This window comes from Achromobacter sp. 1011791174 (genome assembly GCF_059760925.1).
The window spans coordinates 21,032-32,578 of record NZ_JCBANH010000077.1 but is presented as its reverse complement, the minus strand read 5'-3'; the positions used below and the strand labels follow the sequence as shown (position 1 = coordinate 32,578).

Here is an 11,547-nt window from a genome sequence, read left to right as displayed (position 1 = left end):
GGGCGGGCCGCGCCTGGGCCGCGAATGCGCCCGTGGGCGAGCCGGCCGTGCTGCCCGGGCAGGCAAGCCCCCTGAGCGTCATGGACAAGCAGACGTCGCTGTCTGATATCACGTCCTACAACAACTACTATGAATTCGGCCTGGACAAGAGCGACCCGGCGGCCCATGCGGGCAAGTTGCAGACGCGCCCCTGGACGGTGAGCGTCGAAGGCGAGGTCGGCAAGCCGCGCACCTTCGATATCGAAGAACTGCTCAAGCTCGCGCCCATGGAAGAGCGGGTCTACCGGTTGCGCTGTGTCGAAGGCTGGTCCATGGTCATTCCTTGGGTGGGCTATTCGCTTTCCGCCCTGCTCAAACAGGTTGAGCCGACCACCAATGCGAAGTACGTCGAGTTCGTGACCGTCGTGCAGCGCGACAACATGCCGGGCGTGCGTGCGGCGGTGCTGGACTGGCCATATGTGGAAGGCCTGCGCATCGACGAAGCCATGCACCCGCTGGCCATGCTGGTGTTCGGCCTGTACGGCAAGGTCCTGCCCAATCAGAACGGGGCGCCTTTGCGGCTGGCGGTGCCGTGGAAGTACGGCTTCAAATCGGCCAAATCGCTGGTCAAGATCCGGCTGGTCGAAAAGCAGCCGGTGTCTTCCTGGATCAAGGCCGCGCCGCAGGAGTATGGCTTCTACGCCAATGTGAACCCGGCCGTGCCGCATCCGCGCTGGAGTCAGGCCAGCGAGCGGCGCATCGGCGAGGACGGCCTGTTCAGTCCGAAGCGCAAGACGCTGCCGTTCAATGGCTATGCGGATCAGGTCGCGGCCCTTTACCAGGGCATGGACCTGAAGGCCAATTACTGAGGCGCGCATGGCCCGGACCGGCGCGCCCGCTCCCCACGCTTCCACGGCGGCCGAAACGCGTCGCGATGCCGCTACGCCCAAGGTCCAGTGGTCGGCGCTTGCGGTCGGGCGCGTCAAGCCCGCGCTGTTTCTGTTGGGAATGACGCCTTTCGCCCGCTGGATCTGGCTGGGGCTGAACAATGGCCTGACGGCCAATCCGGTGGAGTTCCTGACCCGTTCGTCCGGCACCTGGACGCTGGTCTGCCTGCTGGTCACGCTGTCCATCACGCCCTTGCGCCGCCTGACCGGGCAGCCGGCGCTGGTGCGGCTGCGCCGCATGTGCGGGCTGTTTGCCTTTTTCTACGGCTTCCTGCATTTCATGGCCTGGGTCTGGTGGGACCGGGGATTCGACCCTGCGCAGATGCTGGCCGATATCGGGGAGCGGCCCTTCATCACCGTGGGCTTTGTCGCCTTTGTGCTGATGGCGGCGCTGGCGGCCACGTCCACGCAGTGGGCCATGCGCAGGCTGGGCAAACGCTGGCAGCGCCTGCACCGGGCGGTGTACGCCATCGGCCTGCTGGCGGTGTTGCACTACTGGTGGCACAAGGCGGGCAAGAACGACCTGGAACAACCCATGATCTACGCCGCCGTGCTGGCGGTGCTGCTGGGCTGGCGGGTGGCCGCCTGGTGGCGGCGTCGTTCCTGAGCGCGGGCGGCGGCCGGCCGCCGCGCGGGGTCTGCCGCGGCGGCTGAGCCGGGGCTCAGGGCATCGCCATCATGATTGCCGCGGTTTCAGCGTCGGGTTGGCCGTCGTAGCGCGCCGGGCGGTAATGCATCTGGAAGGCCGCCAGCACGTTGATGGTGGCGCGGTCTAGCGTGCCCGTTTGCGGGCTGGCGTAGCCCAGGCGTTGCAGCTGCTGCTGGAACCATGCGGGCGCGGGCAGCGGCTCGGCCTGCAGGCGCGCAAGCTGCGCCGCCGCGCCGGCCTCGTCGTACCAGCGGCCGATGCCGGCGGCCGCCAGCTGCTTCCACGGGAACAGCGGGCCGGGATCCACCTTGCGCTGCGGCGCGATGTCGCTGTGGCCCACCACATTCTCCGGCGCGACGCCATGGCGCTGGATCAGGTCGCGCACCAGGATGGTCAGGGCGCGGATCTGGCGGTCGTCATAGGCGTGCCAGACGCGGCCGCCGTCCGCGCCCTGGGTCCAGCCGGCGTTGACCAGTTCGATGCCGATGGACGTGCTGTTCATGGCTGTGATGCCATACCAAGAGCTGTTGCCGGCGTGCCAGGCGGCGCGCGTTTCGTCGACCAGGCGGTGGGCGCGGCCCGCGGGGCTCAGCAGGTAGTGCGCGCTGACCTTGCCCTTGGATAGCAACTGCATGGAGCGCGCGTCGTCTTCGGTGGTGTAGTGGATCACGATGGCGCGCACGCGGCTGCTCTGGCTGACGGCGTTTACCGAGGTGTCCAGGTCCAGGCCGGCGGGGCCGCGCGTGGCGCAGCCCGCCAGGGCCGCCGCGGCGGCCAGGATGAGGGAAAGTCGCAGCATGGTCAGCGGGCCAGGAACAGGAACAGGGTGGGCAGCTTGTCGAGCTGAGGGGCGGGCAGTTTCTTCCACTCGGCGATGGTGTGGGTGGCCACCCATTCATCGCTGGTGGTGAGGGACCGCGCCACGCACAGCCGGGTGTCGCCCTTGAGGCTGGCCAGCAGCGTGGCGTACATGGCGGCGTTGCGGTAGGGGGTTTCGATCAGCAGCTGGGTCTGGTCGTGGCGGGCGGAATGCTGCTCCCAGGCGCGCAGCTGCTTGGCTCGCTCGCCCGCGTCCACCGGCGCATAGCCGTGGAAGGCGAAGCGCTGCCCGTCCAGGCCGCTGGCCATCAGTCCCAGCAGGATGGAGGAGGGGCCGACCCAGGGTCGCACCGCGATGCCCAGGCGGTGGGCGGCGGCCACGACCTTGGCGCCGGGGTCGGCGACGGCGGGGCAGCCGGCCTCGGAAACCAGTCCGATTTCACCGCCTTGACGGGCGCTTTGCAGCCAGGACTGGATCTGTCCATCGTCTGCCTTGTCGCTCAGCGTATGGATCGTGATTTCCTGCAGAGGACGCTCGGTGCCGACCAGCTTCAGGAAGGCGCGGGCGGTCTTGGCGTTCTCGGCGATATAGGTATCCAGCCTGCCCGCCAGGGCGCGGACCTCGGCCGGCAGCCAGCGCTCCGGCGCCGCTTCGCCCAGGCCGACGGGAATCAGGTGCAGCGCGCCGCTCATGCCGCGGCTCCGGGTGCGGCCAGCGGATCCAGGCCGAAGCGCGCCAGCATGCTGGTCAGCGCGATCAGGGGCAGCCCGATGATGGCGGTCGGGTCGTCGCTCTGGATGCTCTCCATCAGGGCGATGCCCAGGCTTTCCGCCTTGGCGCTGCCTGCGGTATCGTAGGGTTCTTCCGCCCGCAGATAGGCGTCGATCGCCTGATCGGACAGGGGGCGGAAGCGGCAGCGGGTGACGATATCCGCCTTTTCGGTCCGCACGCCGTCGGTAACGGCCAGCGCGCTGTGGAATTCGACGGTCTGGCCGGCCAGCGCCCGCAGTTGAACCCGGGCGCGCTCGAAATCTCCTGGTTTGCCGATGGGTTGCCCGTCCACCGTGGCAACCTGGTCCGAGCCGATCACGACGCAGCCGGGGTGAGCGGATACCACCGCCTGGGCCTTGGCGACGGACAGGCGCAGCGCCAGCGCTTCCGGCGTTTCGCCGGGGTGTGGCGTTTCGTCCACATCGGGGGAAATCGCGATGAAGGGCAGGCGCAGGCGGGAAAGCAGTTCCTTGCGGTAACGGGAGCTTGAAGCAAGAATCAGGCGAGGCTGTGAGGGCATGCGGAATTTGACGCTAGTACGTAAGTCACAGTATTATCTAACGTTTTGCGGCATTTTTGCAGGAACATCACCTCATGAGCGACGAGACCAAGGACGCCAAGCGCATGCCTGGCTCGGGCGATAGCGGTGGCGCTGACGGCAAGAATGGCGGCAATGGCGGCCGTGCCAAGGGTGCGGGCGGCAAGAATAATGGCGGTGTGGATCGCATCGATGCCTTCGCGTTTGCCCGGTTGGGCAAGGAAGCGCAGGGTACGGTGCCGCTGGTGCGCCTGACGCGTTTTACCGATGGGCTGCCTGAGCAGCCCGCCGGTGCAGCGGGTCTGGTGACCTGGTCGGTGCGCGGCGAACAAGGCAAGTCCGGCTTGCTCGCCGGCGAGCCGCTGCTGCACCTGCACGTGCAGGCCAATCCGCTTGTGATTTGCCAGCGCTGCAATGCGCCGTTCGCTTATCCGGTCGATAGCCAGACGCTGCTGCATCTGGTCAAGTCCGAAGACGATCTCGACGATGGGTTTTCCGCCTCAGGGCAGGGAGACGGCGAGGACGACGAAGACGATGACGGCGAAGAAGGACAAGGTTTTGCGCCCGATCAACCCGAAAAGGTGGTGGGGTCGCATCATTTCGATCTGTTGGCCCAGATCGAGGATGAGCTCATTCTGAGCGTTCCGTATGTGCCCAAGCATGATGTATGCCCGGGCGCGCAGGCCAATGACGGCGATGCTTCCCAAGAGCCCGTTGTCAAGCGTCCGTCGCCGTTTGCGGTGCTGGAACAACTGAAGCACAAAGATTGAGATCAACATCGGGCCGCATCGCGTACAATGCGCCCCGTTTCTAGGAGTCATCATGGCTGTTCAACAAAACAAGAAGTCCCCGTCCAAGCGCGGTATGCACCGTTCGCATGATTTTCTGGTGAACCCGTCGACGGCTATCGAGCCGACCACCGGCGAAACGCACCTGCGTCACCACATCAGCCCCAACGGCTTCTATCGTGGCCGCAAGGTCCTGAAGACCAAGGCCGACGAATAAGGCCCCCGGGCCGAACTCGTACCCGGACCATTTCGGCTGAGCGCTGATACCTGGCCCCCGTGATACGCATCGCCATAGACTGCATGGGCGGAGACTTCGGTCTGCCCGTCACGATTCCGGCCGCGATCGAGTTCGCCCGGCAATTTCCGGATACCCGGCTATTGCTGGTCGGGCTTCCCGACGCCATCGAAGCGGCGCTCTCCGAGCATCGCGGCGTAGACCGTGATCGCCTTGAGATCGTCGCGGCTTCCGAAGTCGTCACGATGGACGACCCCGTCGAAGTCGCCCTGCGCCGCAAGAAAGACTCCTCTATGCGCCTGGCCGCCCAGTCCGTCAAGGACGGGCGCGCCGACGCCTGCGTTTCCGCGGGCAACACCGGCGCCTGGATGGCCATTTCCCGCTACGTGCTCAAGACGCTGGACGGCATCGACCGCCCGGCGATCGCCACGTCCATTCCGAACCAGACCGGTCGCGCCACCACGGTGCTGGATCTGGGGGCGAACGTGGACTGCACGGCCGAGCACCTGCTGCAATTCGCCATCATGGGCGCCGCGCTGACGCAGGCGGTGGACCACCGCGACAACCCCACGGTGGGGCTGCTCAACATCGGCGAGGAAGTCATCAAGGGCAACGAGGTCGTCAAGGAAGCCGCTGAGCTCCTGCGCTCCAGCCCGTTGAACTTCTACGGCAACGTGGAAGGCAATGACATCTTCAAGGGCACCGTCGACGTGGTGGTCTGCGACGGCTTCGTCGGCAACGTCGTGCTCAAGTCCGTAGAAGGGCTGGCCAAGATGCTGTCCAGCGTCATCCGCGAGGAATTCAAACGCAACCTCATCACGCTCCTGGCGGGCGCGCTGGCCAAGCCGGTGCTCAACCGCCTGCGCAACCGCGTCGACAATCGCCGCTACAACGGCGCCGCCTTGCTGGGCTTGCGTGGCGTCGTGATCAAGAGCCACGGTTCGGCGGACGCCTATGCCTTCGGTTTCGCCCTGCAGCGCGCCCGCGAAGCCGTCGTGAGTAAACTGCTGGAGCGCACCGCGCAGACGGTCGCCCAGATCACCAGGCGCGTTCAGTCTGGCGACGGCGCTTCCGCGCCCGCGCCGAACGCGGCCGGGGACATCGCTTGATGGATACCGCAATGAAATATTCCGTGATCGCGGGCACCGGCAGCTTCCTGCCGGAACGCGTGGTTTCGAATGACGCGCTGGCCGCCGAGCTGGCGACGCGCGATATCGCCACTTCCGACGAGTGGATCGTCGAGCGCACCGGCATCCGCCAGCGCCATCTCGCTGAACGCGGTGTCACCACCAGCCAGCTGGCCACCGAGGCGGCGCGCCGCGCCATGGCCGACGCCGGCGTCGAGGCGTCCGAAATCGATCTCATCGTCCTGGCGACCTCCACGCCGGACTTCGTGTTTCCCAGTACCGCCTGTCTGGTCCAGGCCAACCTGGGCGCCAAGGGCTCCGCCGCCTTCGACGTGCAGGCCGTGTGCAGCGGCTTCGTCTACGCGCTGACCACCGCCGACAGCTTCATCCGCGCCGGCCGCGCGCGCTGCGCGCTGGTCATCGGCGCCGAGGTGTTCTCGCGCATCCTGGACTGGAACGACCGCAAGACCTGCGTGCTGTTCGGCGACGGCGCCGGCGCCGTGATCCTCAAGGCTTCCGACAAGCCCGGCATCCTGGCCGCCCAGCTGCATGCCGATGGCTCGCAGACCAAGATCCTCAGCGCCGAAGGCAACGTCGCCTACGGCAGCGTCACTGGCGACCCCTTCCTGCGCATGGACGGCCAGGCCGTCTTCAAGCAGGCCGTCACGGTGCTGGACCGCTCCGCCCGCGACACCTGCGCCGAGGCCGGCGTTGACGTCAGCGAGGTCGACTGGCTGATTCCGCACCAGGCCAACGTCCGCATCCTGAATTTCCTGGCGCGCAAGCTCAGCGTGCCGACCGAGAAGGTCGTCATCACCGTCGACCAGCATGCCAATACCTCCGCGGCCAGCGTGCCCCTGGCGCTGGATGCCGCGCGCCGCGACGGCCGCGTCAAGCCCGGCCAGCTCATCCTGATGCAAGGCGTGGGCGGCGGGTTCACCTGGGGCTCGGTGCTCGCCCGCATGTAACAGGCGGGTGTGCGCGAGGCGGCGCAAGTCGCCGCCGCGATCGCCCGCCGCTCCCACAGACTCGAATTCATCCACACGCTTAACCATGACCATGAAAATCGCTTTTGTCTTTCCTGGCCAGGGCTCTCAAGCCGTCGGCATGCTGGACGCCTGGTCGGGCGTGGCCGCCGTCACCGATTCCGTGGCGCGCGCTTCGGCCGCCCTGGGTCAGGATCTGGCCGCGCTGATCGCGCAGGGGCCGGTCGAACAGCTCAATCTGACCACCAACACCCAGCCGGCCATGCTGACCGCGGGCGTGGCGTTCTACAACGCCTGGCTGGCCGCAGGCGGCCGCAAGCCCGATGTGGTGGCCGGTCATAGCCTGGGCGAGTATGCCGCGCTGACCGCCGCCGGCTCGCTGGCGCTGGAAGACGCCGTGCGCCTGGTGCGCGTGCGCGCCGACGCCATGCAGGCCGCCGTGCCCGTGGGCACCGGCGCCATGGCCGCCATCCTGGGCCTGGACGACGACGCCGTGCGCGCCGCCTGCGCCTCGGCCGCCCAGGGCGAGGTCGTGGAGGCCGTGAATTTCAATGCGCCCGCCCAGGTCGTGATCGCCGGCCACAAGGCCGCCGTCGAGCGCGCCTGTGAGCTGGCCAAGGCCGCCGGCGCCAAGCGCGCGCTGCTGCTGCCGGTGTCGGCGCCGTTCCACTCCAGCCTGCTCAAGCCCGCCGCCGATGTGCTGGCGACGGCGCTGGCCGCCGTGAACGTGTCGGCGCCGCAGATCCCGGTGATCAACAACGTCGACGTGGCCTCGCCCGTCGAACCGGGGGCTATCCGCGATGCGTTGGTGCGTCAGGCGTGGCATCCTGTGCGTTGGGTGGAAACGCTGCGCGCCATGAAGGCGCAGGGCGTCACGCACGTCATCGAATGCGGTCCCGGCAAGGTGCTCGCCGGCCTGACCAAGCGCATCGACCCTGAACTCACCGGCCTGGCCATCACCGATCCGGCTTCCCTGGACGCCGCGCTGGCCGCGGTCAACGGAAACTGAAAGACATGGACTACTCCACTGAACTGCAGGGCAAGACCGCCCTGGTGACCGGCGCCACGCGCGGCATCGGCCGCGCCATCGCCCTGGAACTGGCGGCGCGTGGCGCCGTCGTGGTCGGCACCGCTACCTCCGAGTCGGGCGCCGCCGCCATCACCGAGGCGCTGGCACCGTTCGGCGGCCGTGGTGTCGTGCTGGACGTGACTAATGCCGAAGCCTGCGACGCGCTCATCGACGCGCTGGGCAAGGAAAGCGGTGGTCCCCACATCCTCGTCAATAATGCCGGCATCACCCGCGATACGCTGGCAATGCGCATGAAAGACGACGACTGGTCGGCGGTCATCGACACCAACCTGGCCTCGGTCTTCCGCCTGTCGCGCGGCGTGCTGCGCAACATGATGAAGGCCCGCTGGGGACGCATTATCAACGTGACCTCGGTGGTGGGCTCGTCGGGCAATCCCGGTCAGGCCAACTACGCGGCCGCCAAGGCGGGCGTGGCCGGCATGGCGCGCGCGCTGGCGCGCGAGCTGGGCAGCCGCAACATCACCGTGAACTGCGTGGCGCCGGGTTTCATCGATACCGACATGACGCGCGCGCTGGGCGAAACCCAGACGGCGGCGCTGCTGCAGCAGATTCCGCTGGGCCGCCTGGGCGCGCCTGCCGACATCGCGCACGCGGTCGCATTTTTGTCCGGCCCGCAAGCGGGTTACATTACCGGCACCACCCTGCACGTCAACGGCGGGATGTACATGCAATAAGTCGCGAAACGCGCATATCGGGCCACCGGCAGGCTGGGGGCCCGGCGCGCGGTTCACATTGGATGCATCGCACACCGGCTTCCTGCGCCATCTCGGCGACAGATCAGTGGGCGATGTAATTTTGTCACGGCCGGGCGTTGCTTTACTCTGCGCTTGGCTATAATTCGCGGGATTTTTCCCATTTGGAGATCTGCATGGAAAGCATCGAACAGCGCGTCAAGAAGATCGTCGCTGAACAACTTGGCGTGAACGAAGCCGAGATCAAGAACGAATCCTCCTTCCTTGACGACCTCGGTGCCGATTCGCTCGACATGGTCGAACTGGTCATGGCGCTCGAAGACGAATTCGAGACCGAGATCCCCGACGAAGAGGCCGAAAAGATCACGACCGTGCAACAAGCGATTGATTACATCAATTCGCACGGCAAGCAGTAAGCTCAGCCTATACCTTTCCGGCGGCCCGAAACGTCTTTTCGGGACCGGCCGGGAATCGGGGCGGTTTCAGGAAAATGCCGCGTGGTTCGCACGCGGGGCAGGTGTCGCAGCCTGGCCCGTAGTCGCGAGCGCCACGCGCGCAGCGCATCCCGAAAACCGCCTTTCTTTTGTCTGTTTGAGGAGTCATCCGTGAAGCGACGTGTCGTCATCACCGGCCTTGGTATCGTTTCGCCCGTGGGCAACGACATCACCACCGCTTGGGACAATATCGTCAACGGACGTTCTGGCATCAGCCGCATCAGCCGTTTCGATCCCTCGGCCATCACCACCCATATCGCAGGCGAAGTCAAAGACTTCGACATCAGCACCTATATCTCGTCCAAAGAAGCCCGCCAGATGGATACCTTCATCCATTACGGCCTGGCCGCGGGCATGCAGGCATGGCGCGACTGCGGATTGGAAGTCACCGAAGCCAACGCCGAACGCATCGGCGTGATCGTGGGTTCGGGCATCGGCGGACTGCCGCGTATCGAGGAAACCCAGGTCGAATATCTGGCCAAGGGTCCGCGCCGTATTTCCCCGTTCTTCGTGCCGGGTTCCCTGATCAACCTGATCTCCGGTCATATCTCCATCACGTACGGCATGAAGGGTCCGAGCTACGCCGTCGTGTCTGCCTGCACCACCGGCCTGCATTCCATCGGCGATGCCGCGCGCTTGATCGAGTATGGCGATGCGGATGTCATGCTGGCGGGCGGCGCCGAATCGACCGTGTCTCCGCTGGGCATCGGCGGCTTCGCCGCCATGCGCGCCCTGTCGACGCGCAACGACGATCCCACGACCGCTTCGCGTCCCTGGGACCGCGACCGCGACGGCTTCGTGCTGGGCGAGGGCGCCGGCGTGCTGGTGCTGGAAGAGTACGAACACGCCAAGAAGCGCGGCGCGCGCATTTATGGCGAATTCGCTGGCTACGGCATGAGTTCGGACGCGCACCACATCACGGCTCCCGACAAGGACGGCCCGCGCCGCGGCATTCTCAATGCGCTGCGCAACGGCGGCCTCAATCTTGACGACATTCAGTACGTCAACGCGCACGGCACGTCCACGCCGCTGGGCGACAAGAACGAGTCCGAGGCGCTGAAACTGGCTTTCGGCGATCACGCCAAGAAGCTGGTGGTCAACTCGACCAAGTCCATGACCGGGCACTTGTTGGGCGCCGCGGGCGGGATCGAAGCCGTGTTCACCACGCTGGCCGTGTACAACCAGGTGTCGCCTCCCACGATCAATATCTTCAATCAGGATCCGGAATGCGATCTGGATTACTGCGCCAACGAGGCGCGGCAAATGAAGATCGACGTGGGGCTGTCGAACTCCTTCGGTTTCGGCGGCACCAACGGCTCGATGGCCGTTCGCCGGGTCTGACTTGGAAGTTCCCGCGCGCGGGCGCCGGGCCGTGCTTGCCGTGGTGACGCGGCCTCGTGCCGCGTCCGCGCTCGCCGGCCTGGCCGTCGCCGTGGCGGCGGCATCCGTGCTGCTGTCGGCGGCCTGGCTGGGCCGGCCGGCCGCCGGCGCCGCGCTCGCGGCGCTGGCGCTCTTGGCGGGGCTGTTACACTCGCTGCGTGGCGGCCTGTCCCCGGTATCCGCGCTGCGAGCCTCCCCTGAGGGCGGCCGCTGGCAATTGCGGCTGCCGTCGGGCTGGCGCGACGCCGGCCTGCTGCGTTGGAGCAGGGGGCCGGCGTGGCTTACGCTCACCCTGCAGCCCTTGCCCTCCGGGAGTATGGCCTTTACTCGCAGCAACTACACCTTTACCGTCTGGCGGCGGGCCCTGAGGCCCGATGCCTGGCGTCGCCTGTGCCTGCTGGCGCAGGCCGAACCGCGCGCAGCCGCGCCTGCCGCGCCGCGGGAGGCCCAATGAGCGAACGCGAAGTCGACGCAGAACTCGTCGCCCGCGTCCAGCGCGGCGACAAGAAAGCCTTTGATCTGCTGGTCTTGAAGTACCAGCGCAAGATTTTGCGCCTGCTGGCGCGAATGATCCGCGATCCGTCGGAAATCGAGGATGTGGCGCAGGAGGCCTTCATCAAGGCCTACCGCGCCTTGCCCCAATTCCGAGGCGAGAGCGCCTTTTACACCTGGTTGTATCGCATCGCCATCAATACGGCGAGAAACTGGCTGGCGTCCCAGGGACGCCGTCCCAGCGCGCCCAATGCGATAGAAACGGAAGACGGTGAAACTTTTAACGAAACCGAGAACCTAACCGACATAAGCACGCCGGAGTCGATGGTTGCCAGCCGCGAGATCGCCCAAACGGTCAACGCGGCTATCGAGCAATTGCCCGAGGAATTGCGCACCGCAATCGTCCTGCGTGAAATCGAAGGTATGAGTTACGAAGACATCGCCCAGAGCATGGACTGCCCGATCGGCACGGTGCGCTCGCGTATTTTCCGCGCGCGCGAAGCCATCGCCGCAAAGTTGCGCCCATTGCTAGGCACCGATGCCGAGCGTCGCTGGTAAG

The 11,547-nt window shown here is 66.5% G+C and carries 15 protein-coding genes; 12 read left to right on the top strand and 3 right to left on the bottom strand.

Features of this window, described 5'->3' with window-relative positions; genetic code table 11:
• The first annotated feature begins 32 nt into the window (after positions 1-32).
• Both msrP and msrQ read left to right on the top strand, forming a co-directional pair.
• Complete coding sequence (gene msrP, locus AC6LJ5_RS22535) at positions 33-848, top strand: protein-methionine-sulfoxide reductase catalytic subunit MsrP (protein ID WP_498141670.1); 816 nt, start codon at positions 33-35, stop codon at positions 846-848.
• 139 nt (positions 849-987) lie between these two features.
• The gene (msrQ, locus tag AC6LJ5_RS22530) at positions 988-1,533 is read left to right on the top strand and encodes a protein-methionine-sulfoxide reductase heme-binding subunit MsrQ (protein ID WP_498141669.1); all 546 of its coding nucleotides are present in this window, start codon (positions 988-990) and stop codon (positions 1,531-1,533) included.
• 55 nt (positions 1,534-1,588) lie between these two features.
• Here the strand turns inward: msrQ and AC6LJ5_RS22525 are convergent, their stop codons facing one another.
• From AC6LJ5_RS22525 to AC6LJ5_RS22515, 3 genes are read right to left on the bottom strand one after another with little or no spacing between them, the layout of a single operon-like run.
• A complete protein-coding gene (locus tag AC6LJ5_RS22525) occupies positions 1,589-2,374 on the bottom strand; it encodes an N-acetylmuramoyl-L-alanine amidase (protein ID WP_103273132.1) in 786 nt (261 codons plus the stop codon).
• A gap of 2 nt (positions 2,375-2,376) precedes the next feature.
• Entirely contained in the window at positions 2,377-3,087 is a 711-nt protein-coding gene (locus tag AC6LJ5_RS22520; RefSeq protein WP_103273133.1) for an SAM-dependent methyltransferase, read from the bottom strand.
• Complete coding sequence (locus tag AC6LJ5_RS22515) at positions 3,084-3,686, bottom strand: Maf-like protein (protein ID WP_103273134.1); 603 nt, start codon at positions 3,684-3,686, stop codon at positions 3,084-3,086. Before AC6LJ5_RS22515 ends, AC6LJ5_RS22520 begins: the two co-directional genes overlap by 4 nt.
• A 104-nt stretch (positions 3,687-3,790) precedes the next feature.
• Between AC6LJ5_RS22515 and AC6LJ5_RS22510 the strand changes: the two genes are divergently transcribed.
• The 10 genes from AC6LJ5_RS22510 to rpoE all read left to right on the top strand — a co-directional run bounded on the left by AC6LJ5_RS22510 (position 3,791) and on the right by rpoE (position 11,546).
• The gene (locus tag AC6LJ5_RS22510; RefSeq protein ID WP_392410129.1) at positions 3,791-4,474 is read left to right on the top strand and encodes a YceD family protein; all 684 of its coding nucleotides are present in this window, start codon (positions 3,791-3,793) and stop codon (positions 4,472-4,474) included.
• Between the two features lie 52 nt (positions 4,475-4,526).
• Positions 4,527-4,709 (top strand): 50S ribosomal protein L32, encoded by a 183-nt coding sequence (rpmF, locus tag AC6LJ5_RS22505; protein ID WP_006389284.1) that lies wholly within the window; start codon positions 4,527-4,529, stop codon positions 4,707-4,709.
• 59 nt (positions 4,710-4,768) lie between these two features.
• A complete protein-coding gene (plsX, locus tag AC6LJ5_RS22500) occupies positions 4,769-5,836 on the top strand; it encodes a phosphate acyltransferase PlsX (RefSeq protein WP_103273135.1) in 1,068 nt (355 codons plus the stop codon).
• Entirely contained in the window at positions 5,836-6,822 is a 987-nt protein-coding gene (locus AC6LJ5_RS22495) for a beta-ketoacyl-ACP synthase III (RefSeq protein WP_103273136.1), read from the top strand. Before plsX ends, AC6LJ5_RS22495 begins: the two co-directional genes overlap by 1 nt.
• 91 nt (positions 6,823-6,913) lie before the next feature.
• The gene (gene fabD / locus AC6LJ5_RS22490) at positions 6,914-7,849 is read left to right on the top strand and encodes an ACP S-malonyltransferase (RefSeq protein WP_392410128.1); all 936 of its coding nucleotides are present in this window, start codon (positions 6,914-6,916) and stop codon (positions 7,847-7,849) included.
• A 5-nt stretch (positions 7,850-7,854) separates the two neighbouring features.
• On the top strand, positions 7,855-8,604 hold the full coding sequence (gene fabG / locus AC6LJ5_RS22485) for a 3-oxoacyl-ACP reductase FabG (protein ID WP_103273137.1): 750 nt from the start codon (positions 7,855-7,857) through the stop codon (positions 8,602-8,604).
• A 194-nt stretch (positions 8,605-8,798) separates the two neighbouring features.
• Positions 8,799-9,038: an acyl carrier protein gene (acpP, locus tag AC6LJ5_RS22480; protein ID WP_003813816.1), complete on the top strand. Its 240-nt coding sequence runs from the start codon at positions 8,799-8,801 to the stop codon at positions 9,036-9,038.
• 189 nt (positions 9,039-9,227) lie between these two features.
• Positions 9,228-10,457: a beta-ketoacyl-ACP synthase II gene (fabF, locus tag AC6LJ5_RS22475; protein ID WP_103273138.1), complete on the top strand. Its 1,230-nt coding sequence runs from the start codon at positions 9,228-9,230 to the stop codon at positions 10,455-10,457.
• A 31-nt stretch (positions 10,458-10,488) separates the two neighbouring features.
• Positions 10,489-10,950 (top strand): hypothetical protein, encoded by a 462-nt coding sequence (locus tag AC6LJ5_RS22470; RefSeq protein WP_498141667.1) that lies wholly within the window; start codon positions 10,489-10,491, stop codon positions 10,948-10,950.
• Complete coding sequence (rpoE, locus tag AC6LJ5_RS22465; protein WP_103273139.1) at positions 10,947-11,546, top strand: RNA polymerase sigma factor RpoE; 600 nt, start codon at positions 10,947-10,949, stop codon at positions 11,544-11,546. Before AC6LJ5_RS22470 ends, rpoE begins: the two co-directional genes overlap by 4 nt.
• Position 11,547: the final 1 nt, after the last annotated feature.